Source organism: Arenimonas malthae CC-JY-1 (genome assembly GCF_000747075.1).
GTDB classification, from domain to species: domain Bacteria; phylum Pseudomonadota; class Gammaproteobacteria; order Xanthomonadales; family Xanthomonadaceae; genus Arenimonas; species Arenimonas malthae.
The window spans coordinates 1-23,086 of the sequence record NZ_AVCH01000042.1; the positions used below are offsets into that span (position 1 = coordinate 1).

Consider the following 23,086-nt stretch of genomic DNA (forward strand, 5'->3'; position numbering starts at 1 on the left):
GGCGGCCTGGCGGTCGCGCTCGCGTTCGCGCTTGTCGCGGGGCTGGGACGGCGGGCCGCGGTAGGGGCCGGCGCCGCGCGGAGGACGGTTGTCGTTCATGCCGCCAGTCTAGCGGACGGCCCGGGGTCCCGGGCCGCCCGCGCCGGCTCAGGCGTGGCCGCCGACGACCGGGGTGTCGCGTTCGAGCTGCTCGAGCTTGCGCGCCACCGCGTCCGGCGAACGCGTGTAGGGCGCCAGCAGGGCATAGAAGGCCGGCACCACGAACAGCGACAGCAGGGTCGAGAAAGCCACGCCCGAGATGATGACGATGCCGATGGTGGCGCGGCTGGCCGAACCCGGGCCGCCGGCCACGACCAGCGGCACGGCGCCCATGATGGTGGCGATGGAGGTCATCAGGATCGGCCGCATGCGCACCGACGCCGATTCCAGGATGGCGTCGCGGATGGCCATGCCCTCGTCGCGCAGCTGGTTGGCGAACTCGACGATCAGGATGCCGTTCTTGGCCGCCAGCCCCACCAGCATCACGATGCCGATCTGGCTGAACAGGTTGAGCGAGCTGCCGAACAGCCACAGGCCGATCAGCGCGCCCAGCACCGCCAGCGGCACCGTCAGCATGATCACCAGCGGGTGCAGGAAGCTTTCGAACTGCGCCGCCAGCACCAGGTAGACCACCAGCAGCGCCATCGCGAAGGTGAACAGCACCGCGCCGCCGGCGCGCTGGTATTCGCGCGACTCGCCCTTGTAGTCGAGCTGGGCGCGGTCGGGCAGCTCCTCGTCGGCGGTCTTGCGCACCCACTCCAGCGCCTCGCCCAGCGTGTAGCCGGGCGCCAGCGCCGCCGAGATGGTGATCGCGCGCAGGCGGTTGAATCGGTTGTACTGGCCGGGCTCGGCGAGCTCGCTGAGCGTCACCAGGTTCGACAGCGGCACCAGCTCGCGGGTCGTGGTGGAGCGCACGTAGAGGTTGTTGAGGTCGGCCGGGGAACCGCGGTCCTCCTGCTGCGCCTGCAGGATGACGTCGTACTCCTCGCCGTCCTCGACGTAGGTGGTGACGCGGCGCGAACCCATCATGGTCTCGAGTGTGCGGCCGATTTCCTGCACCGGCACGCCCAGGTCGGCGGCGCGGTCGCGGTCGATTTCCACGCGCAGCTGCGGGCGGGTTTCCTTGTAGTCGGAGTCGGCGGCGAACAACCTGGGGTTCTCCTCCATGCGCGCCAGCATGCGGTCGCGCCACTCCGCCAGTTCCTGGTAGTCGGGGCCGCCCAGGACCACCTGCAGCGGCTGGCCGCCGCTGCGCACCAGGCCGGTGCGCACCTGCGGGCGCGCCACCACGCCGGGCAGCGCGGCCAGGTCGGCGCGCACCTTCTCCACCAGCTCGGCCGTACTCTCCTGGCGCTCGTTCCAGGGCTTGAGCAGCACGATGGCCTGGCCGGTGTGCATGTCGCCGCCCGGGCCGAAGCCGCCGGGCACGCGGGTGTTGGCGCGGTCGATGGCCTGGCCTTCGCCGATGTACTTGAACAGCTTCTGCTCCACCTGCTGCATCTGCTGCACGGTGTAGTCGAAGCCCGCGCCCTCGGGGCCCGACACGCTCACGAAGAAGGCGCCGCGGTCCTCGGGCGGCGCCAGCTCGGCGGGAATGCGCTGGAGCAGGAAGAAGGACGCGCCCAGCGTACCCAGCAGCACCAGGCCGAACAGCAGCGGCCGGCCGACGGTGCGCGCCACCGCGCCGCGGTAGGCGCGGCCCAGCGAATCCAGGTGCCCCTGCACCCAGGCGTTGAACCCCTTGGGCGCCTCGTGCGGCCGCACCAGCAGCGAGCACATCATCGGCGTCAGCGTCAGCGCCACGAAGGCCGAGATGATGACCGCGCCGGCCAGCGCCACCGAGAGTTCCCGGAACAACCGGCCGGTATTGCCTTCCATGAAGCCGATGGGCAGGAACACCGCCGCCAGCACCGCCGTGGTGGCGATGACCGCGAACGCCACCTGCTGGGTGCCGCGGCGCGCCGCCACCAGCGGGGGTTCGCCCAGGTCGGCGCGGCGCTGCACGTTTTCCAGCACCACGATGGCATCGTCCACCACCAGGCCGATGCACAGCACCAGCGCCAGCAGGGTGAGCAGGTTGATGGTGAAGCCGAAGGCCCACAGCGCGATGAAGGCGGTGACCAGGCACACCGGCACGGTCACCGCCGGGATGAGCGCGGCGCGCACGCTGCCCAGGAACAGGTAGATCACCACCAGCACCAGCAGCACGGCTTCGGCCAGCGTCCAGTACACGCGGTCCACCGCCGCGTCGATGAAGATGGTGCTGTCGAAGGCCACGAAGATGTTGGTGCCCTCGGGCAGCGTGGCCTGGATGGCCGGCAGCGCCGCCTTCACCGAGCGCGCCACGTCCAGGCTGTTGGCGGTGGAGGTCTTGATGATGCCCAGGCCGATGTTCGGCTGGCCGTTGCCGCGGAAATAGGCGCGGCGCTCGGACGAGCCGCGCTCCACCCGCGCCACGTCGCCCAGGCGCACGAGGTAGCCGTCCTCGCCCTTGGCCAGGGTGAGCTGGGCGAAGTCGGCGGGCTCCTGGTAGCCGCGCATCACGCGCAGGGTGAAGTCGCGATCCTGCGATTCGATGCTGCCGGCCGGCAGTTCGACGTTCTCGCGGCGGAGCGCGTTCTCCACGTCGTTCACCGTCAGCCCGCGCGCGGCCAGGGCCTCGCGGTCGAGCCAGACGCGCATCGAATAGCGCTGCTGGCCGCCGACGCGCACCTGGGCGACGCCGTCGACGCTCGACAGGCGGTCCACCACGTAGCGTTCGGCGTAGTCGCTGAGCTCGAGCGTGTCGAGCCGCTCGGAGTTCATGTTGAGCCAGAGGATGACCTCGGCGTCGGCCTCGACCTTCTCGATTTCCGGCGGGTCGGCCTCGTCCGGCATGCGGTCGCCGACGCGGCTGATGGCGTCGCGCACGTCGTTGGCCGCGGCCTCGATGTCGCGCCCCAGCGAGAACTCGATGGTGACGCTGGCCTCGCCGTTGCGGCTGCGCGATTCCACCGTCTCGATGCCCTCGATGCCGGCCACGGCGTCCTCGAGGATCTGGGTGATGCGCGTTTCCACCACCGCCGCCGAGGCGCCGGGATAGGCCACCTGCACCGAGACGATGGGCGGGTCGATGTTGGGCAATTCGCGCAGCGTGAGCCGGGTGAAGGCGATCAGGCCCAGCACCACCAGCAGCAGGCTCATGACGGTCGCCAGGACCGGGCGCTTGATCGAGATGTCGGACAGGACCATGGGCGGCCTCCGGGATCAGCCGGCGTTGCCGGCGGCAGGCTCGGGCGCCTTGGCGGCGGGCGGCGCTTCGGCCACCTTCTGGCCGGGGCGCAGCTTGACGGTGCCGTCCACGACCACGCGGTCGCCGGCCGACAGGCCCTCGAGCACTTCCACCTCGCCGCGGCGGCGCTGGCCCAGGCGCACGTCCACCTGCTCCACCGTGCCGTCGTCCTTCACCCGGAACACGTGCGCCTGGCGCGCGACCTGGATGACCGAGATCTCGGGCACCACCAGCGCCTGGCGCTCGGGCTGGAACACGCGCACGGTGAGCAGCATGCCCGGGCGCAACTTGCGCTCGGGGTTGGGCAGCATGGCGCGCACCGTCACCGCGCGGGTGACCGGGTCGACGCGCGAGTCGAGCGTGGCCACTTCGCCGGTGAATTCCTCGCCCGGGTAGGCGGCGCTGTGCGCGGTGATGGCCTGGCCGGGGGCCAGCACCGACAGGAAGGCTTCGGGCACGCTGAAATCGAGCTTGATCACCGACACGTCGTCGAGGCTGGCGATGGTGGTGCCGGGCGTCACCAGGGTGCCGGGGCTGACCTGGCGGAAACCCAGCACGCCGGCGAAGGGCGCGGTGATCACGCGGTCGGACAGGCGGGCGCGGGTGGCGTCGAGGCGGGCGCGGGTGGATTCCATGGTGGCGCGCTGGGCGTCGAGCTGCCCGGCCGGGATCAGCTTGCGGGTGGCCAGCTGCTGCTGGCGCTGGTACTGGGCCTGGGCCTCGCGGTAGGCCGCGGCGGCTTCTTCCAGCCCGGCCAGTTCGGCGCGGCCGGAAAGGTCCACCAGCACCGCGCCCGCCTCGACCAGGTCGCCGTCCTCGAAATTCACCCGCACCACGGTCTCGGTGACCTTGGCCGTGACCAGCACCGATTCGTTGGCGCGGGCCGTGCCCAGGGCCTCGAGCGTGTCGCTCCAGGGCCGGCTGGCCACCACCGCCGTGGTGACGGTGGCGGGCGGCGGGGCGCTCCCGGCGGCCGGTTCGTCGCCACAGGCGGACAGCAGCAGGGCGAGCAGGAGCGGGAGCAGGATTCGACGGCCGGACGTCATCTCGGGGGCATTCCTTCAAGGGGTGGCGGCGCCGCGCGCGCGGAGTGGCCTGACAGGGACCGGGCGGATCGGCGAAAGTTCGCCGGGGCACGGCCGGCGCGAACCGGTTCATGATTGTATGCGCCGGGCGTCATGCGTGTGTGCAGGGGATGTCGCGACGGGGGGACGGGGGCATGAAGGCGATCAGCAGGGACGACGGCACCGGCCTGGCCGGCATCCTGGGGGCGAACGCGCTGACCCTGGTGCTGGCCCTGTGGCAGGACTGGAGCGTGGCCCTGCTGGCCTGGCCGTTCTGGCTGCAGAGCGTGGTGATCGGCTGGTATGCCCGCCGCCGCATGCTGGCGCTGAAGGACTTCAGCGTCGAAGGCTTCCGGGTCAACGGCCGCCAGGCCGAGGCCACGCCGGAAACGCTGCGCAGCACCGCCAACTTCTTCCTGATGCACTACGGCTTCTTCCACCTGGGCTACCTGGTGTTCCTGCTGGCCGAGGGCGACCGGCTGGCGCCGCTGGACATGGCGCTGGTGGCCGGCACCACGGTGGCGTTCTGGCTGGGCCACCGGCGCTCGCACGAACTCAACCTCGAGGCCGACACCCGCAGCCGGCGCAACCTGGGCGCGCTGATGTTCCTGCCCTACGTGCGGGTGGTGCCCATGCACCTGGCCATCCTGCTGGGCGCGGCCAGCGGTGATTCGGCCTGGGCGCTGGTGTTCTTCACCGGCCTCAAGACCGCCGCCGACGCGGCCCTGCATGCGGTGGAACACCGCTGGCTGCGGGCGCCGGCGAAAACCTAGGCCCGGAAACGGAAACGCCGGCGCGAGGCCGGCGTTCCGATGATGCTTTGGCGCGCGGGCGCCCCGGCGATTACGCTTTCTTCCACTTGCCCAGCGCGGCCAGGCCGTTGTCGCGGGCGCGGGCGTAGACGGTCTGCTGCGCGGCGGCGACGTTGCCCACCAGGTCCTTGGACCAGATCTTGAGCGCGGCCGACTGCATGGCGCGGCCGTAGCTGAAGCTCAGCGGCCACGGGTTCGGGCCCATCTGGTTCATGGCGTTGAGGTGCGCGGTGGCGTCCTCGTCGCTCTGGCCACCCGACAGGAACACGATGCCCGGCAGGGTGGCCGGCACCGACGACTTCAGGCAGCGCAGGGTCATCTCGGCCACTTCCTCGATGCCGGCCTGCTCGGCGCAGTCCTTGCCGGACACGACCATGCTGGCCTTGAGGATGGTGCCCTCGAGCATGATGTTGTGCTCGTACAGCGAGCCGAACAGCGAGCGCAGGGTGACTTCGGTGATCTCGTAGCAGGTGTCGATGTCGTGGCTGCCGTCCATCAGCACTTCCGGCTCCACCATCGGCACGATGCCGGCTTCCTGGCACAGCGCGGCGTAGCGGGCCAGGGCGTGGCAGTTGGCCTCGATGCAGGTGCCCGACGGCATGTCTTCGCCGATGGTGATGACGGCGCGCCACTTGGCGAACTTCGCGCCGAGCTTGGCGTATTCCTTCAGGCGGTCGCGCAGGCCGTCGAGGCCCTCGGTGACCAGCTCGCCGGGGAAGCCGGCCAGCGGCATGGCGCCCTTGTCGACCTTGATGCCCGGCAGGATGCCGTTGTCCATCATGACCTTGGTGAAGGGCACGCCGGCCTTGGTGGACTGGCGCAGGGTCTCGTCGTACAGGATGGCGCCGGAGATGTAGTCGCCGAGCTTCGGGGTGGTGAGCAGCATCTCGCGGTAGGCGCGGCGGTTCTCTTCCGTGCACTCGATGCCGACGCCGTCGAAGCGCTTCTTGATGGTCGCGTTGGACTCATCGATGGCGATGATGCCCTTGCCGGCGGCCACCATGGCCTGGGCGGTTTCGGCGAGTTGGTCGATGCTCATGGCGGGATCCCGGGGGTTGTGGCTGGGTAGCTTTCCATTATAGCCCATCCGGTTTTTCGCGCCGGGATCGGCCTTGGCGCCGGGACCGGTCCTGGCGAGGGGCCGCCGCAAGCAAGCGCCCATGCCTGGGACGCCGTGAACCCATCCATGGGGGCTTTTCGAAAACGTCCCTGTTTTCGAAACCCCGGCATGGGCGCTTGCTTACGACGGCCCCCGGCGGGATGTCAGGACCGGAAGATCGACTTTGAGGAACTCGCGAGCCGAGAAATTTTCAGCCCTCCCCGCCCCGGGCTGCCCGCCACTCCCGGGCTGGCGATTCCCCAGCCGAATGCCATCAACCGGCCCATACAAGTCGGAGGGTCGTCGTGCGCGAGGGCGCGTGCCGGGGTTTCGAAAACAGGGATGTTTTCGAAAAGCCTACATGGACGTATCCACGGCGTCCCCGGCACGCGCCCTCGCGCGCGGCGACCCATCGCCGGGAACGATCCCGGCGCAGAAGCGCCAACCACCAAGGTCAGAGTTCGCCCAGGCCTTCGGCCTTGCCGCCCGGGCCCACCTGCAGCAGGCGCAGGGTGTTGGTGGCGCCGTGCAGTTCCATGTGGTCGCCGCTGGTGATGATGACGCGGTCGCCCTCGGCCAGCAGGCCCAGGTCGAACAGGTGGCGGATGGCGCCGCGGGCGGCTTCGCGGGTGGCCTGGCCGGCGCTGTCGTAGTTCACCGGGAACACGTCGCGCACCAGGGCCATGCGCCGGCGCGCGCCGTCGTGGCGGGACAGGCCGTAGATGGGCACCGCGGAGCGGAAGCGCGACAGGTAGCGCGCCGTGCCGCCCGACTCGGTGAGCGCGATGATGGCGCGCACCTGGATGTGTTCGGTCAGGAACATGCTGGCCATGGCGATGGCCTGGTCGGCGCGCTCGAGGTTGCGCGGCGCCTTTTCGAAATCGGTGTCGTGGTCGAACTGGCGCTCGGCGCCCAGGCAGATGCGCACCATCGCCTCCACGGCCTTCACCGGGTAGCTGCCGGAGGCCGTTTCCGCCGACAGCATCACCGCATCGGTGCCGTCGATGACCGAGTTGGCCACGTCCAGCACTTCGGCGCGGGTCGGGATGGGGTTGTCCACCATCGACTGCAGCATCTGCGTGGCGGTGATGACCGTGCGGTTGAGCTCGAGCGCGGTGCGGATGATCTTCTTCTGCAGGCCGGGCAACTCGGCGTCGCCGATCTCCACGCCCAGGTCGCCGCGCGCCACCATCACCACGTCGGACGCCAGGGTGATTTCCACCAGGTTCTCGATGGCTTCCGCGCGCTCGATCTTGGCCACCATGAAGGCGTCGGAACCCGCGGCGCGGGCCAGTGCGCGGGCTTCTTCCATGTCGGCCGCCGAGCGGCAGAAGGAGACCGCGATGAAGTCGACGCCCAGGCCCGCGGCGATGCGGATGTGCTGCTTGTCCTGCTCGGTCAGCGCGCCCAGCGACAGGCCGCCGCCCAGGCGGTTGAGCCCCTTGCGGTTCGACAGCGTGCCGTCGGTGAGCACGCGGGTGCGGATGTTCGCGCCCTCGATGGCCAGCACTTCCACCGCCATCAGGCCGTCGTCGAGCAGCAGGGTGTCGCCGGCGTGCACGTCGTTGACCAGGCCCAGGTAGCTCACGCCCACCTGGCGCGCGTCGCCGTCGGGCGCGTCGGCGCGGCAGACCAGGGTGAATTCCTGGCCGGCGGAGAGCAGCACCTTGCCCTCCTCGAACTTCTCGATGCGGATCTTCGGGCCCTGCAGGTCGGCCAGGATACCGACCTCGCGGCCCAGCTTCGCCGCCGCCTCGCGCACCGCGGCCACGCGCGCGGCGTGGTGCTCGGGGCTGCCGTGGCTGAAGTTCAGGCGCACCACGTTGACGCCGGCGCGCACCAGCTCCTCGAGCACGCCCGGGGCGTCGGTGGCGGGGCCGAGGGTGGCGAGGATCTTGGTGCGGCGAAGCGTCTGGCTCATGGCGTGTCGTGTGGTCCGGATGGCGACACGCTAGCACACCGCTGTGGCGGCGAATCAGCCGAAAAGCGCGGCCAATTCCCGCGGCGCGGCGGCCAGCCGGGTGGCGCCGGCCCCGCGCAGTTCGGCCTCGCCGCCGAAGCCCCAGAGCACGCCCACCGACGGCATGCCGTGGTGGCGGGCGCCGTGGATGTCCATGTGGCGGTCGCCGATCATCCAGCAGCCGTCGGGCGGCAGGCCCAGGCGCGCCAGGGCTTCGCCGATGAGTTCGGGCTTGTGGCTCAGGCGGCCGCAGGGCGTGGCGCCCACCACGTCCTCGAAATGGTGGCCGAACGGCAGGTGGCCGATGATGCGGCGCGCGTGCGGTTCGTTCTTCGCCGTGACCACCGCCAGGCGGTGTCCGGCCGCGGCCAGGCCGGCCACGGTTTCGCCGATGCCTTCGTAGACCTCGTGCTCAAGCCAGCCGTGCGTGTCGAAACGCTCGCGGTAGTACTCCACCGCGCGTTCGGTTCGGCCGGCGTCGCCCAGCAGCGGCCCGAAGCTGTCGCGCAGCGGCGGGCCGATCCAGCGGCGCAGCTCGTGTTCGGCCGGCACCGGTTCGCCCAGGCGCTCGAAGGCGTGGGCGACGCAGCGGGTGATGCCGACGGCGGAATCGATCAGGGTGCCGTCGAGGTCGAAGAACAGGGTCGCCACGTCAGGCCGCGCGCGCCTTCAGGGCCGCCACCGCCGGCAGTTCCTTGCCCTCGCAGAATTCGAGGAAGGCGCCGCCGCCGGTGCTGATGTAGCTGATGCCGGCTTCGACGCCGTACTTGTCCACCGCCGCCAGCGTGTCGCCGCCGCCGGCGATGGAGAACGCGCTGGACGCGGCGATGGCGCGCGCCAGGGTTTCGGTGCCCTTGCCGAAGGCGTCGAATTCGAACACGCCGACCGGGCCGTTCCAGATCACGCTGCCCGCCTTGGCGATCATGGCCGCGTAGGCGGCGGCCGTGTCCGGGCCGATGTCGAGGATCATGTCGTCGGGGCCGACCTCGGAGACCTTCTTCACCGTGGCGGGGGCGTCGGCGGCGAAGGCCGGGGCCACCACCACGTCGGTGGGCAGCGGGATGTCGGCGCCGCGGGCCTTGGCGTCGGCCATGATCTGGCGCGCGGTGTCGAGCAGGTCGGCTTCGCAAAGCGACTTGCCCACCGGGTGGCCCATGGCCGCGATGAAGGTATTGGCGATGCCGCCGCCGACGATCAGCTGGTCCACCTTCGACACCAGGTTCGACAGCAGCTCGAGCTTGGTGCTGACCTTGGAGCCGGCGACGATGGCCATCAGCGGCCGCGCCGGCGCGTGCAGGGCCTTGGCCAGGGCGTCGAGCTCGGCCATCAGCAGCGGCCCGCCGCAGGCCACCTTGGCGAAGCGGATGGCGCCGTGGGTGGAGGCCTGGGCGCGGTGCGCGGTGCCGAAGGCGTCCATGACGAACACGTCGCAGAGCGCGGCGTACTTGCGGGCCAGGGTTTCGTCGTCGGACTTCTCGCCGACGTTCATGCGGCAGTTTTCAAGCAGCACCAGCTGGCCCGGCTGCACCTGCACGCCGTCCACCCAGTCCTTCACCAGCGGCACCTCGCGGCCCAGCAGCTCGGACAGCCGCGCGGCCACCGGCGCCAGCGAATCCTCGGCGGTCCAGGTGCCCTCCTTCGGGCGGCCCAGGTGCGAGGTGACCATCACGGCGGCGCCCTTCTCCAGCGCCAGCTTCATCGTCGGCAGGGCGGCGGTGATGCGCTGCTCGGAGGTGATGTGGCCGTCCTTGACCGGCACGTTGAGGTCTTCGCGGATCAGCACGCGCTTGCCGGCCAGGTCGAGGTCGGCCATGCGGAGGATGGACATGGGGGGCAGCTCCGGAGCGGGAAAGCCGGCATTTTCCCCCGCCCGGGCCGGCGGCGGCAAACGCCGCGGCCGCATGGGAGAATGCCGGCATGTCCACGCCCCCGCTGCCCACGCTGGAAAGCCCGCGCCTGCGCCTGCGCCCCTACCGCCAGGACGACGCCCGGGCCATCTACGCCCTCTACAGCGACCCGGTGGTGACGCGTTACTGGAGCTTCCCGGCCTGGACCCGGCGCGAACAGGCCAGCGACTACCTCGCCGCGCGCATGGCGCTGGAAACCCCCGCGGTCTACGCCTGGGCCCTGGCCGAGCGCGAATGCGACCGGCTGATCGGCACCACCACCCTGTTTTCGCTCAGCGGCCCGCACAAGCGCGCCGAGATCGGCTATTCGCTGCTGCCGGCCCGCCAGGGCCAGGGCCTGGCCACCGAGGCGCTGCGCACCGTGCTCGGACACGCCTTCGGGCCGCTGGGCCTGGAACGCATCGAGGCCGACGTGGACCCGCGCAACGAGCCGTCCTGGCGCCTGCTGGAAAAACTCGGCTTCCGCCGCGAGGGCCTGCTGCGCAACCGCTGGCGGGTGGACGGCGAGGTCTGCGATTCCTTCCTGTACGGCCTGCTGCGCGAGGATTACGTCGCATGAACGCGCGCACGGAACTCGACGAGGCCCTGGCCGCGCTGCGCCGCGGCGAGGCCATCGGCCTGCCCACCGAAACCGTGTACGGCCTGGCCGCCGATGCCTCCAACGCCGCCGCGGTGCGCCGCATCTTCGCGCTCAAGGGCCGGCCGGCCGACCACCCGCTGATCGTGCACGTGGCCGGCGCGGAGGCGCTGGACGACTGGGCGCGCGACATCCCGCCCGCGGCGCGCACCCTGGCCGCCGCCTGCTGGCCCGGCCCGCTCACGCTCATCCTGCGCAAGCAGCCCCGGGTGCCCGACGAAGTAACCGGCGGCCAGCCCACCGTGGGCCTGCGCTGCCCCGACCACCCGCTGGCGCTGGAACTGCTGCGCGCCTTCGGCGGCGGCCTGGCCGCGCCCTCGGCCAACCGTTTCGGCCACGTCAGCCCCACCCGCGCCGCGCACGTGCGCGCCGAGTTCGGCGAGGCGGTGCCGGTGGTGCTCGACGGCGGCGACTGCGCGGTGGGCATCGAGAGCACCATCCTCGACCTTTCCGGCGCCACGCCGCGCATCCTGCGCCCCGGCATGCTGCCGCGCGAGCGCATCGAGGCGCTGGTCGGCCCGGTGGAAATGGGCGTGGCCGGCGACAGTCCGCGCGCCTCGGGCACGCTCGACGCGCACTACGCGCCGCGCACGCCGCTGCTGCTGCTGCCGCGCGCCGCACTCGTGGCCGAAGTGGCGGAGCAACAGGCGCTGGGCAAGCGCGTGCAGGCGCTGGTGCTGGGGCAACTGCCGGAGGGCGTGGACGGCCTGGCGCTGCCGGCCTCGCCGGCGGGTTATGCGCACGACCTGTACGCCGCGCTGCGCACGCTGGACCGGCGCGGCGCCAACCTGCTGGTGGCGGAGCGGCCGCCGGAGTCCGGCGACTGGGTGGCCATCCACGACCGGCTGCGGCGGTCGGCGGCGGGCGCTGGGCTGGACGCCGAGGCAACCTGAAAAGCAGAAGCCCCGGCGGGGCCGGGGCTTCTGGTCGCGGCTGAAGCCGCTCCTACGGGGGAGCGGCGGGGCCGCAGTTCCGCATCAGCGGATTACTTGGCGGCCACCAGCGCCAGGGTGGTGTCGAGCATGCGGTTCGAGAAGCCCCACTCGTTGTCGTACCACGAGCAGACCTTCACCAGCGTGCCGCCCATGACCTGGGTCAGGGTGGAGTCGTAGACCGAGCTGTGCGGGTCGTGGTTGAAGTCGATCGACACCAGCGGCTTGTCGTTGAAGCCCAGGATGCCCTTGAGCGCGCCCTCGGAAGCGGCCTTCACCACGGCGTCGATCTCGGCCTTGGTGGTTTCGCGGGCGGCGACGAAGGACAGGTCGACGACGGACACGTTGATGGTCGGCACGCGCATCGAGAAGCCGGTGAGCTTGCCGTTGAGCTCCGGCAGCACCAGGCCCACGGCGGCGGCGGCACCGGTCTTGGTCGGGATCTGCGACATGGTGGCCGAACGGGCGCGGCGCAGGTCCTTGTGGAAGACGTCGGTGAGCACCTGGTCGTTGGTGTAGGCGTGGATGGTGGTCATCAGGCCGTGCACGATGCCGATCTTCTCGTGCAGCACCTTGGCCAGCGGCGCCAGGCAGTTGGTGGTGCAGGACGCGTTCGAGATGACGGTGTCGCTGCCGCGCAGCACGCCGTGGTTCACGCCGAAGACGACGGTGTTGTCCACGTCCTTCTCGCCCGGGGCCGAGATGATGACCTTCTTCGCGCCGGCGGCGAGGTGGGCCGAGGCCTTGGCCTTGGAGGTGAACAGGCCGGTGCACTCGAGCACCACGTCCACGCCCAGCGCGCCCCAGGGCAGCTTGGCCGGGTCGCGCTCGGCGCAGACCTTGATGCGGTCGCCGTTGACGATCAGGTCGCCGCCGTCCACCGACACGGTGCCCGGGAACTTGCCGTGGGCGGTGTCGTACTGGGTGAGGTGGGCGTTGGTCTCGGCGTCGCCCAGGTCGTTGATGGCCACCACCTGGATCTCGTGGGTACGGTTGGACTCGTACAGGGCGCGGAGGATGTTGCGACCGATGCGGCCGTAGCCGTTGATGGCGACCTTGATGGACATGACTGCTCCTGGAGACCGGCCCTGGCCGGATAGGGGGTGGGTGGAAACCCCGCATTTTAGCAACCCCGGGGCCCCGGTCCCAGCCGGTGGCCGATTTGACCATTCTCAAGGCCGGGCCCGCGGACCGGGGGGAGACTGTGCCCAGTTTCCCGACCCTCCAACGGAGTTCCAACATGCGTACCGCCCTGCTTGCCCCGCTCGCCGCCGCCGCGGCCCTCGCCTTCGCCACCCCCGCCCTGGCCCAGGAGGCCGGTGACTGGACCTTCTCGGTCGGCGCCCACGTGGTGGCCCCGAAGTCCGGCAACGGCAGCCTCGCCGGCGGCGCCCTGGACGCCGACGTGGGCAACGACTGGAAGCCGACCATCACCGCCGAGTACTTCTTCAGCCCGAACCTGGGCCTGGAGATCCTGGCCGCGCTGCCGTTCAAGCACGACATCGAGCTCAACGGCGCCAAGGCCGGCTCCACCAAGCACCTGCCGCCGACCGTGACCCTGCAGTACCACTTCCGCAACGACTCCAAGGTGACGCCGTTCGTGGGCGCGGGCGTGAACTACACCCGCTTCTTCTCGACCGACTCCACCGGCCCGATCGACGGCACCGACCTCGACCTGTCGAGCTCGTGGGGCCTGGCCGCCCACGCCGGCCTCGACTTCGCGATCGCCGACAACAAGTGGATCCGCGTCGACGCCCGCTACATGGACATCGACACCGGCGTGAAGGTGAACGGCGCCGACGTCGGCACCGTCAACATCGACCCGATGGTGTACGGCGCGGCCTTCGTCTGGTCGTTCTGAACCCCGTGATGGCGAAGTTCATGGCCGCTGGCGTAAAGTCCGCGGCCATGAACCGCAGCCTCCTTGTTTCCGCGCTGGCGCTCGCGCTGGCCACCCCCGTCGCCCACGCCTGGAGCCGCCAGGGCCACCAGCTGGTGGGCGAACTGGCCGAGCGCCAGCTCACGCCCGAAGCGCTCGCCGAAGCCCGCGACCTGATGGAAGGCGAAGCCGATCCGAACCTGGCCGGCGTCTCCACCTGGGCCGACGAAATCCGCGCCGAGGAAAACGAGCTCGGCAAGCTCAGCAAGCGCTGGCACTACGTCAACATCCCCGGCAAGCACTGCGACTACGCCCCGGCGCGCGACTGCCCGGACGGCGAATGCATCATCGGCGCCATCAACGCGCAGGCCGCCGTGCTGGCCGACCGCGGCCAGCCGCGCCAGAAGCGCCTGGAAGCGCTGAAGTTCGTGGTGCACTTCGTGGGCGACGCGCACCAACCCATGCACGCCGGCTACCCGCACGACCGCGGCGGCAACGACTACCAGCTCAACTACCGCGGCAAGGGCGCGCCCGACGGCCAGGGCACCAACCTGCACGGCACCTGGGACTACTGGCTGCTGCAGAGCGCCGGCCTGGACAATGCCGCCTACGCCGACCGCCTGATGGCCCTGCCGCCGCCGGCCGACACCGCCACCGGCGCCGAAAACCGCCCGCTGGCCTGGACCCTGGAGTCCTGCCGGCTGATCCATTCCCAGGCGCTCTACCCGCGCGGCCACCGCATCACCGACGCCTACCTCGACCAGCACCGCCCGCTGGCCGAAGCGCGGGTGCAGCTTGCCGGCGCGCGGCTGGCGGCGCTGCTGAACCAGGCGCTGGCACCGGGCGGCTGACGCCGCCTGCACGGCGCCGGAAGATATACTCCCCGGGGTACCCATCGGAGCCAGGCCATGCGCCATCCCCTCGTCCAGCCCTACTACCACGATGAATCCGGCACCTGGAGCTACGTGGTCAGCGACCCGGAGACCCGGCGCGCGGCCATCATCGACCCGGTGCTCGATTTCGACCCCAAGGCCGGCCGCACCAGCACGCCCACCGTGGAAAAGCTGCTGGCCGACGTGCGCGCCGCCGGCCTGCAGGTGGACTGGATCCTCGAGACCCACGCCCACGCCGACCACCTCAGCTCCGGCCACTGGCTCAAGCAGCATTTCCCGCAGGCGCGGCTGTCGATCGGCCAGGGCATCCGCAAGGTGCAGAAGACCTTCCGGCCCATCTTCAACCTCGGCGACCACTTCCCGGTGGACGGCTCGCAGTTCGACCACCTGTTCGCCGACGACGAGATCTTCGCGGTCGGCGACATTTCCGCGCGCGTGATCCCGGTGCCGGGCCACACCAACGACAGCGTCGCCTACCTGGTCGGCGACGCGCTGTTCGTGGGTGATTCGCTGTTCATGCCCGACGGCGGCACCGCGCGCTGCGACTTCCCGGGCGGCGACGCGGCCACGCTCTACCACTCCATCCAGCGCCTGTACCTGCTGCCCGACGAGACCCGCGTCTTCGTCTGCCACGACTACGGCCCGGGCGGCCGCGAGCCGCGCTGCGAAACGACCATCGGCGAGCAGAAGCACAAGAACATCCACGTGCGCGTCGGCGTGGACGAGGCCGCGTTCGTGAAGATGCGCACCGAGCGCGACGCCACCCTGTCCATGCCCGTGCTGATCCTGCCGGCCGTGCAGGTGAACATGCGCGCCGGCGAACTGCCGGAGCCCGAATCGAACGGCGTGCGTTACCTCAAGCTGCCGATCGACGCGCTATAAGGGCGGCTCGCCGCCGCCCGGCGAGGGCCGCTTGGCGAGCTTTCGCTGCAGGGTGCGGCGGTGCATGCCCAGGGCACGGGCGGTGGCCGCCACGTTGCCGCCGTGTTCGGCCAGCACGCGCTGGATGTGTTCCCACTCGATGCGGTTCCAGGGAATCGGCCGCGGCGCCCCGGGCGCCGGGGCCTGCGCTTCGGCGTCGGCCAGGCCCAGCGCGCGCAGCACGGCGGCGGCATCGGCCGGCTTGGCCAGGTAGTCGTCGGCGCCCTGCTTGATGGCTTCGACGGCGGTGGCGATGCTGGCGTAGCCGGTGAGCAGCAGCACGCGCAGGCCCGGCGCGCGTTCGCGCAGGCGGCGCATCAGGCGCAGGCCGTCGTCGCCGCCGCCCAGCATCAGGTCCAGCACGGCATGGGTGGGCGTCGCTTCGGCGCAGGCGGCCAGTGCTTCCTCCGCGCCGCCGACCGCGCGCGCCGCGAAACCGCGCCGCTGCAGCGAGCGCGCCAGCACCTTGCCGAAGCTGGCGTCGTCGTCCACCACCAGGATGTCCACGCGCGGGCTCACGCGCCCTGCCCCAGCCGCGCCACCGAAAGCGTGGCTTCGACGCCGCCCGGCACCGGCGCCAACGCGCCGCCATGCTGTTCGCACACGCGCGTCGCCAGCGCGAAGCCGAGGCCCAGGCCGCCGGGTTTGTCCGAGCGGAAGCCGGGCGGGCTTTCGGCCAGGCCCGGGCCTTCGTCCAGGAATGCCAGCGCCAGGACATCGCCGCGGCGCCGCACCCGCAGCGCCACGCGGTCGCTCCCGGCCGAGCGCGAGGCGTCGGCGGCGTTGTCGAGCAGGTTCAGCACCAGGTAGTCGAAACCGCGGTCGGCGGTGACGGGCAGCGCGGCCGCGTCATCGGCCACGTCGAGCCGGGCCTCGAAGCCGGGGCGCAGCAGCTGCCAGCGCGCGAGCGCCTGCCCCAGGCGCGCGTCAAGCCGCGACGGCGGCACGCTGCCGGCATCGGCGCGCGCGTCCGACACCAGCTGGCCCACGGCGCTGCGGCAGGCGTCCACCTGCGCGGCCATCAGGGCCAGGTCGTCCTGCAGCGATTCCCGGTCGAGCCCGGCGACGCCGTCGCGCAGGTCCGACAGCACCACCGACAGCGTCGCCAGCGGCGTGTTGAGCGCGTGCGCGGCGCCGGCGGCCAGCGTGGCCACGGCCATCAGCCCTTCGTCGCGCGCGCCGCGTTCGCGTTCGGCCGCCAGCGCCGCGCGCTGCCGCGCCAGCTCCGCCGCGATGCGCGTGCCGAAAAAGGCCAGCACCGCCGCCGTGAGCAGGAAGTTGAGCCACATGCCGAACAGGTGCAGGTCGAATTCGCCGTGCACGTGCGGCAGCGGCTGGTGGCCCAGCCAAAGCAGGCTGTAGGCCAGCACCGCCAACGCCGCGGTGGCCAGCACGCCGCGCGCCGGCAGCAGCGACGTGGCCAGTGCGATCGGCACGATGAACAGCGACACGAACGGGTTCGCCGGCCCGCCGCTCCAGTACAGCTGCCAGGCCAGCACGGCGATGTCCACGGCCAGGTGCCCCAGCACCGCGGCGGGCGACGCGGCGCCCGCACGACGCCGTGCCCAGAGGTTGAACGCGAGCAGCGCGGCCACGCCCGCCGCCATCGGCGGCCAGGGCAGGTGCAGCGGCAGCGCCAGCGGCACGCCCGCGATCGCCAGCGCCTGGCCGGCGACCGACAGCCAGCGCAGGCGCACCAGCGTCGCCAGCGCGCCCGGGTGCGACATCTTGTCGCTCCCGGCCAGCGGCCCCGCTTCCCTAAGCTTCGCGCCCGACGCCACGCCCGCCTCCTTCCCCTGCTTCGCGTGCATTGTCGCGCAGCCGCGGGCGGGGCGTCGCCTTCCCCACTTGCCGGAGCCGCCCATGCTGTCGTTCGCCATCGCCGCCGCCCTCGCCGCCCAGGGCGCGGACCTTCCGCCGCAACTGCCCCAGGTCGAAGTGATCGGCCAGCGCATCGACGTGCCCGGCGAGGAAGCGGTGGCGGGCGACGACCTGCGTTCGCCCGCGGCCGGCGACCTGGCCGAGCTGCTGCGCGACGTGAACGGCGTGTCCGCCGGCCGCATGGGCGGCCACGGCCTGGAGCCGGTGATCCGCGGCCAGTCGCAGGGCCAGCTCAATGTCCGCACCGACGGCGGCCTGGTGGTGGGCGCCTGCCCGAACCGCATGGACCCGCCCAGCGCCTTCACCGTGGCCGCGGCGGTGGACCGGGTCATCGTGGTCAAGGGCGTGCAGAGCCTGGCCCATGGCACGGGCGGCACCGGCGGCACGATCCTGGTCGAACGCGAACTGCCGTGGTCGGCGACCGCGGGTGTTACCGGCCGCGCGGGTGCCGGCGCCGGCGACAACGGCCTGGACTGGCGCGCCGATTCGCAGCTGCTGTGGCGCGGTGAACGCGCCGCGCTGCGCCTGGACGCCAATGCCGCCGAGTACGGCGATTACGTGGACGGCGACGGCGAAGCCGTGCGCAGCGGCTTCCGCCGCCGTTCGCTGCACGCCATGGCCGGCCACGACTTCGGCGACGCGGGCGTGCTGGAAGTCGGCGTCGAACGCGCCGAAACCCTGGACGCGCGTTTCGCCGGCGCCGGCATGGACGCGCCGCTCGACCGCATGACCGGCGCCCGCCTGGCCTGGCGCCGCGAACTGGCCGGCGGCGACTTCTCGCTGCGCGCCTGGCGCAACGAGGTCGACCACGTGATGGACAACTTCAGCCTGCGCCCGCAGCCGGCGATGGCCATGCGCGTGCCGGCCGAATCCGACACCCAAGGCGGCGACCTGCGCTTCGAAACCATCGTCGGCGCGTGGTCGCTGACCACCGGCCTGGACATCAGCGCGAACCGCCGCCAGGCCACGCGTTACGCCGGTCCCAACCCCGCCATGCTGTCGATGGTCAACGCCTTCCTCTGGCCCGATGCGCGGCTGGACCAGGCAGGCCTGTACGGCGAAGGCAGCCGTGCGCTCGGCGACGGCACGCTCACCGCCGGCCTGCGCGTGGACCGCTTCCGCGCCGAAGCCCGCCGCGCCGACGTGCGCCCCTCGCCCATGGCGATGGCGCCGTCCGCCTTCTACGCGATGTATTACGGCGGCACCGACGAACGCTGGGACGACACCGGCGTGTCCGGCCTGCTGCGCTTCGAGCAGCCGCTGGCCGAAGGCCTCACCGCCTTCGCCGGCCTCAGCCGCACCGTGCGCGCCGCCGACGCCACCGAGCGTTACCTGGCGTCCCCGGCGGCGATGCCCTCGGGCCGCTGGATCGGCAATCCGTCCCTCGCGCTGGAAAAGCACACGCAGCTCGACCTGGGCCTGGCCTGGGAAGGCGAGCGCGCCACGGCCAGCGCCGTGGCCTTCGTCGACCGCGTCGGCGACTACATCCTGCGCGACCGCGCCCGCGGCCAGGACGGCGTGCTGCTCGCCGACGGCGCGTCCGTCTACCGCAACGTGGACGCCAGACTGCACGGCCTCGAGCTCGAAGCGCGCTGGCAGTGGACGCAAACGCTGTCGCTGGAGGCCGAGGCGGCCTGGGTGCGCGGCCAGAACCGCAGCGACGACCGACCGCTGGCGCAGATGCCGCCGCTCAACGGCGCGCTGGCGCTGGCCTGGGACACCCGCGCCGGCGAATGGACGGCGCGCCTGCGCGGTGCCTCGCGCCAGGACCGCGTGGACGCCAGCGTGCTCACCGGCAGCGGCCTCGACGCCCGCAGCACGCCCGGCTTCGGCGTGCTCGACCTGGGCTGGAGCCGCCCGTTCGGCGCGCACCGCCTGCGCCTGGACCTGAAGAACGTGTTCGATCGCACCTATGCCGAACACCTCAACCGCGCCAACCTCGACCCCTTCAACCCGGACCCGGTGCAGGTGAACGAGCCCGGCCGCGGCGTGTTCCTGGCCTGGGAGTGGACCCCGGCCGGCTGAACCGCCCCTCGCCCGGGACCCCGGGCCCCGCTTGCGCGTCGGCCCGGGGAGGCGTAAAGATAGTAATCACTTACTTTTTTTCAGCCCCGCCATGGCCATGCCCAGCGCCAAGTACCTGCCCGCCGAAGCCCGCCGCGCCGAAACCGTCGAGGCCGTGGTCGCCCTGGCCGCCGAGCAAAACCCCGGCGACATCACCACCGCGGCCATCGCCAGCCGGCTGGGCCTGACCCAGGGCGCGCTGTTCCGGCACTTCCCGAACAAGGACGCCATCCTCGAAGCCGTCATGGCCTGGGTGTCCGACCGGCTGCTGTCGCGCGTCGACACCGCCATGGCCGGCGCCACCACGCCGCTGGCCGCCATGGAGGCCGCGTTCCTTGCGCACGCGGCCTTCGTCAGCGAACACCCCGGCGTGCCGCGCATGCTGTTCGGCGAACTGCAGCGCAGCGAGGACACCGCCGCCAAGCGCCTGGTTCGCACCCTGCTCGGACGCTACCGCGAGCGGCTGGCGCGGCTGGTCGAACAGGGCAAGCGCGAAGGCAGCATCGCCGCCGACGTGGACACCGGCGTCGCCCTGTCCGGCTTCATCGGTACGCTGCAGGGCCTGGTGATCCAGTCGCTGCTGTCCGGCGAACCGGGCCGCATCCGCGAGGGCGCGCCGGCCGCGTTCGCACTTTACCGTCGCGGCATCGGGAGCCAAGCATGAAACGTTCCCCGCTTCCCCGCTCGCTGCTGGTCGCCGCGGCCCTGGTGCCGCTGGCCCTGCTGCTGGCCTACGTGGCCCTGCGCGCCGGGCCGCTGGCCCCGGTCGAAGTGACGGTGGCCGAAGTGCGCACGACGGAACTGACGCCGGCGCTGTTCGGCATCGGCACGGTCGAAGCCAGGCAGCGCCACCGCATCGGGCCGACGCTGGCCGGGCGCCTCGCCAGCGTGGACGTGGACGTCGGCGACGCCGTCACTCGCGGCCACGTGGTCGCGCGCCTGGACCCGGTGGACCTGGACGACCGCCTGCGCGCCGCCGCGAGTGCCCTGGATCGCCTGGCCGCCGAGCGCCGCCAGGCCGAATCGCGCGCGCGCACCGCGCGTTCGCAGGCACGGCGCTTCGAAGCCCTGCGCGAGCGCCAGTTGGTGGCCGAAGACGCCGCCCAGGCCCGCCGCGAGGAGGCCACCGCGGCCGATGCCGCCCTGGCCGCCACCACCGCCGAGGCCGCGCGCCTGCAGGCCGAACTCGACGCCCTGCGCAGCCAGCGCGACAACCTCGCACTGGTGTCGCCGATAGACGGCCTGGTGATCAGCCGCCTTGCCGACTCGGGCACCACCCTGGTCGCCGGCCAGGCCGCGCTGGAAGTGATGGCCGCCGACGGCGCCTGGGTGCATGCGCGCTTCGACCAGGCCACGGCCCTGGGCCTCGGGCGCGGGCTGCCGGCGGAAATCACGCTGCGCTCCGCGCCGGGGGAACGCCTGCCGGCCCGCGTCGCCCGCGTCGAGCCGGTGGCCGACGCCGTCACCGAAGAACTGCTGGCCAAGTTCGCCTTCGAACCTGCGCTGGCCTCGCCGCCGCCGATCGGCGAACTGGCCGAGGTCACCGTGCGCCTCGCCACGCTCCCCGCCACGCCGGTGATCGACAACGCCAGCGTGTTCCATGTCGCGGGCGAAACCGGCGCCTGGCGGATCGTCGACGGCGAGCTGGCCTGGACACCGGTCAAGCTCGGCCGCGCCGACCTCGATGGCCACGTGCAGGTGCTCGAAGGCCTGTCGCCCGGCGACACCGTGGTTCGCCACGCCGCCGCACCGCTGCGCGCGGGCAGCGCCGTGGACGTGGTGGAAACGCTCAAGGGCCGCCAGCCGTGATCAGCCTCGCCGGCCGCGACATCCTGCATGCCTGGGGGAAGTTCGTGTTCACCGGCGTCGGCCTCGGCCTGCTCATCGGCGTGACGCTGACCATGGCCGGCGTCTACCGCGGCATGGTGGACGATGCGCGGGTGCTGCTCGACAACAGCGGCGCCGACCTGTGGGTCGTGCAGAAGGACACCCTGGGCCCCTACGCCGAACCCTCGAGCGTTCCCGACGATGCCTGGCGCAGCCTGCGCGCCCTGCCCGGCGTCGCCGAGGCCGCCAACATCACCTACCTGACGATGCAGGTCGGCCATGCGGGGCGCGATTTCCGGGCCATGGTCACAGGCATCGCCGATGGCGGCCCCGGTACGCCGGGCTGGCCGCCGCGTCTCGTGGCCGGGCGGCACCTGACGCGCGGCCACTACGAAGTCGTCGCCGACGAAGCCTCCGGCCTGGCGCTGGGCGACGTGGTGCGCATCCGCCGCAACGACTACCGCGTGGTCGGCCTGACCCGGCGCATGGTGTCCTCGAACGGCGACCCGATGCTGTTCATCCCCTTCCGCGACGCCCAGCAGGCGCAGTTCCAGAAGGACAACGACGCGCTGCTGGCCCAGCGCCGCCGCACCGCGCTCAACCCCGCCTTCGACCGCCCCGGCGTACCCGGCCTGCGCGAAGCCGTGGACGCGCTGCAGTCGGGCAACCACCAGGCCAACGCGGTGCTGGTGCGCGTCGCGCCCGGCACCGCGCCGGCCGAACTGGCCGCGCGCATCCGCCGCTGGACCCACCTGGGCGTGCACGACCGCGCGCAGATGGACGCCATCCTGGTCGGCAAGCTCATCGCCACCGCCGCGCGACAGATCGGCATGTTCCTGGTGATCCTGGCGGTGGTGAGCGCGGCGGTGGTGGCCTTCATCATCTACACGCTGACGATGGGCAAGGTGCGCGAGATCGCCGTGCTCAAGCTGATCGGCACGCGCGACCGCACCATCGCCGGCATGATCCTGCAGCAGGCGATCGCGCTGGGCCTGATCGGCTTCGCGGTGGGCAAGATCGTGGCCACGTTCTGGGGCCCGCATTTCCCGAAGTACGTGCTGCTGCTGCCGCAGGACGCCGTGACCGGCCTGCTGGCGGTGGTCGCGATCTGCACGCTGTCGAGCCTGGTGGCGATCCGCGCCGCCCTGCGCGTGGACCCCGCGGAGGCCATCGGTGGCTGAGCCCCTGCCCGGCGGCATCGTGATCGAGGGCCTGCGCAAGCGCTACGGCCACGGCGACACCGCGGTGGACGCGCTCAAGGGCGTGGACATGCGCGTGGCGCCCGGCGAGGTGGTCGGACTGGTGGGACCGTCGGGCTCGGGCAAGACCACCCTGCTCAAGTGCCTGGGCGCGGTGATCGAACCCACCGCCGGCCGCATGACCATCGGCGACCGCCTGATCTACGACGACCACTGGAAGATCCGAGACCTCCGCGCGCTGCGCCGCGACCTGATCGGCTTCGTGTTCCAGGCGCCCTACCTGATCCCCTTCCTCGACGTGACCGACAACGTGGCGCTGCTGCCGATGCTGGCCGGCGTGCCCAATGCCGAGGCGCGGCGGCGGGCGCTGGAACTGCTGGACGCGCTGCAGGTGGCGCACCGCGCCAAGGCCATGCCTTCGCAGCTTTCAGGGGGCGAGCAGCAGCGCGTGGCGATCGCGCGCGGGCTGGTCAACCGCCCGCCGGTGATCCTGGCCGACGAACCGACCGCGCCGCTCGACAGCGAACGGGCGCTGGCGGTGGTGCGCATCCTCAACGACATGGCGGCGCAGTTCCGCACGGCCATCATCGTGGTCACCCACGACGAAAAGATCATCCCGACCTTCCGCCGCATCTACCACATCCGCGACGGCGTGACCCACGAAGAGCCCGGCGAAGGGCGGCTGCCCGCGCCGGCCTGAG

The 23,086-nt window shown here is 71.9% G+C and carries 20 protein-coding genes; 11 read left to right on the forward strand and 9 right to left on the reverse strand.

Annotated features, from left to right (window positions below; translation table 11 throughout):
- Positions 1 to 147: 147 nt before the first annotated feature.
- Positions 148 to 3,270 carry an efflux RND transporter permease subunit gene (locus N790_RS03090; protein ID WP_043800597.1) on the reverse strand — a complete coding sequence of 1,041 codons (3,123 nt, stop codon included), beginning with the start codon at positions 3,268 to 3,270 and terminating at the stop codon, positions 148 to 150.
- 15 nt (positions 3,271 to 3,285) lie between these two features.
- Positions 3,286 to 4,356 (reverse strand): efflux RND transporter periplasmic adaptor subunit, encoded by a 1,071-nt coding sequence (locus N790_RS03095; protein ID WP_043800599.1) that lies wholly within the window; start codon positions 4,354 to 4,356, stop codon positions 3,286 to 3,288.
- A 173-nt stretch (positions 4,357 to 4,529) separates the two neighbouring features.
- Here N790_RS03095 and N790_RS03100 point away from each other — a divergent pair, with 173 nt between their 5' ends.
- Positions 4,530 to 5,147, forward strand: coding sequence for a DUF6498-containing protein (locus N790_RS03100; protein WP_043800601.1), 618 nt, complete (start codon positions 4,530 to 4,532; stop codon positions 5,145 to 5,147).
- 70 nt (positions 5,148 to 5,217) lie between these two features.
- Here N790_RS03100 and N790_RS03105 read toward each other — a convergent pair whose 3' ends face one another.
- From N790_RS03105 to N790_RS03120, 4 genes are all read right to left on the reverse strand, one after another.
- A complete protein-coding gene (locus tag N790_RS03105; protein WP_043800604.1) occupies positions 5,218 to 6,225 on the reverse strand; it encodes a class I fructose-bisphosphate aldolase in 1,008 nt (335 codons plus the stop codon).
- Between the two features lie 514 nt (positions 6,226 to 6,739).
- Positions 6,740 to 8,206 carry a pyruvate kinase gene (pyk, locus tag N790_RS03110; RefSeq protein WP_043800606.1) on the reverse strand — a complete coding sequence of 489 codons (1,467 nt, stop codon included), beginning with the start codon at positions 8,204 to 8,206 and terminating at the stop codon, positions 6,740 to 6,742.
- A 54-nt stretch (positions 8,207 to 8,260) separates the two neighbouring features.
- Complete coding sequence (locus N790_RS03115) at positions 8,261 to 8,896, reverse strand: HAD hydrolase-like protein (protein ID WP_043800609.1); 636 nt, start codon at positions 8,894 to 8,896, stop codon at positions 8,261 to 8,263.
- 1 nt (position 8,897) lies between these two features.
- Positions 8,898 to 10,073, reverse strand: a complete 1,176-nt coding sequence (locus N790_RS03120; RefSeq protein WP_043800611.1) for a phosphoglycerate kinase — start codon at positions 10,071 to 10,073, stop codon at positions 8,898 to 8,900.
- A gap of 89 nt (positions 10,074 to 10,162) precedes the next feature.
- Between N790_RS03120 and N790_RS03125 the strand changes: the two genes are divergently transcribed.
- Together N790_RS03125 and N790_RS03130 are read left to right on the forward strand one after the other, a co-directional pair.
- Complete coding sequence (locus tag N790_RS03125) at positions 10,163 to 10,711, forward strand: GNAT family N-acetyltransferase (RefSeq protein WP_043800614.1); 549 nt, start codon at positions 10,163 to 10,165, stop codon at positions 10,709 to 10,711.
- On the forward strand, positions 10,708 to 11,682 hold the full coding sequence (locus N790_RS03130; RefSeq protein WP_043800615.1) for an L-threonylcarbamoyladenylate synthase: 975 nt from the start codon (positions 10,708 to 10,710) through the stop codon (positions 11,680 to 11,682). The genes N790_RS03125 and N790_RS03130 overlap by 4 nt, the downstream gene beginning before the upstream one ends.
- A gap of 92 nt (positions 11,683 to 11,774) precedes the next feature.
- Here N790_RS03130 and gap read toward each other — a convergent pair whose 3' ends face one another.
- A complete protein-coding gene (gap, locus tag N790_RS03135) occupies positions 11,775 to 12,788 on the reverse strand; it encodes a type I glyceraldehyde-3-phosphate dehydrogenase (protein WP_043800617.1) in 1,014 nt (337 codons plus the stop codon).
- A 173-nt stretch (positions 12,789 to 12,961) separates the two neighbouring features.
- Between gap and N790_RS03140 the strand changes: the two genes are divergently transcribed.
- The 3 genes from N790_RS03140 to N790_RS03150 are packed head-to-tail and all read left to right on the forward strand — an operon-like array spanning position 12,962 to position 15,375.
- Positions 12,962 to 13,582 carry an OmpW/AlkL family protein gene (locus tag N790_RS03140; protein WP_043800620.1) on the forward strand — a complete coding sequence of 207 codons (621 nt, stop codon included), beginning with the start codon at positions 12,962 to 12,964 and terminating at the stop codon, positions 13,580 to 13,582.
- A 47-nt stretch (positions 13,583 to 13,629) separates the two neighbouring features.
- Positions 13,630 to 14,451 carry a S1/P1 nuclease gene (locus N790_RS03145; protein ID WP_043800622.1) on the forward strand — a complete coding sequence of 274 codons (822 nt, stop codon included), beginning with the start codon at positions 13,630 to 13,632 and terminating at the stop codon, positions 14,449 to 14,451.
- Positions 14,452 to 14,508: 57 nt separating this feature from the next.
- Positions 14,509 to 15,375: an MBL fold metallo-hydrolase gene (locus N790_RS03150; RefSeq protein ID WP_043800624.1), complete on the forward strand. Its 867-nt coding sequence runs from the start codon at positions 14,509 to 14,511 to the stop codon at positions 15,373 to 15,375.
- Here N790_RS03150 and N790_RS03155 read toward each other — a convergent pair.
- Both N790_RS03155 and N790_RS03160 read right to left on the reverse strand, forming a co-directional pair.
- Positions 15,370 to 15,933, reverse strand: a complete 564-nt coding sequence (locus N790_RS03155; protein WP_043800626.1) for a response regulator transcription factor — start codon at positions 15,931 to 15,933, stop codon at positions 15,370 to 15,372. The two genes, N790_RS03150 and N790_RS03155, sit on opposite strands and share 6 nt — an antisense overlap.
- Entirely contained in the window at positions 15,930 to 17,141 is a 1,212-nt protein-coding gene (locus tag N790_RS03160) for an ATP-binding protein (RefSeq protein WP_043800628.1), read from the reverse strand. The genes N790_RS03155 and N790_RS03160 overlap by 4 nt, the downstream gene beginning before the upstream one ends.
- A gap of 136 nt (positions 17,142 to 17,277) precedes the next feature.
- Between N790_RS03160 and N790_RS03165 the strand changes: the two genes are divergently transcribed.
- The 5 genes from N790_RS03165 (at position 17,278) to N790_RS03185 (ending at position 23,085) form a co-directional block, all read left to right on the forward strand.
- A complete protein-coding gene (locus N790_RS03165) occupies positions 17,278 to 19,320 on the forward strand; it encodes a TonB-dependent receptor domain-containing protein (protein WP_052385653.1) in 2,043 nt (680 codons plus the stop codon).
- 97 nt (positions 19,321 to 19,417) lie between these two features.
- On the forward strand, positions 19,418 to 20,023 hold the full coding sequence (locus tag N790_RS03170; RefSeq protein WP_043800668.1) for a TetR/AcrR family transcriptional regulator: 606 nt from the start codon (positions 19,418 to 19,420) through the stop codon (positions 20,021 to 20,023).
- Positions 20,020 to 21,168 carry an efflux RND transporter periplasmic adaptor subunit gene (locus tag N790_RS03175; RefSeq protein ID WP_043800630.1) on the forward strand — a complete coding sequence of 383 codons (1,149 nt, stop codon included), beginning with the start codon at positions 20,020 to 20,022 and terminating at the stop codon, positions 21,166 to 21,168. The genes N790_RS03170 and N790_RS03175 overlap by 4 nt, the downstream gene beginning before the upstream one ends.
- Positions 21,165 to 22,367, forward strand: coding sequence for an ABC transporter permease (locus tag N790_RS03180; protein WP_043800632.1), 1,203 nt, complete (start codon positions 21,165 to 21,167; stop codon positions 22,365 to 22,367). Before N790_RS03175 ends, N790_RS03180 begins: the two co-directional genes overlap by 4 nt.
- On the forward strand, positions 22,360 to 23,085 hold the full coding sequence (locus N790_RS03185) for an ABC transporter ATP-binding protein (protein ID WP_245593733.1): 726 nt from the start codon (positions 22,360 to 22,362) through the stop codon (positions 23,083 to 23,085). The genes N790_RS03180 and N790_RS03185 overlap by 8 nt, the downstream gene beginning before the upstream one ends.
- Position 23,086 lies beyond the last annotated feature (1 nt).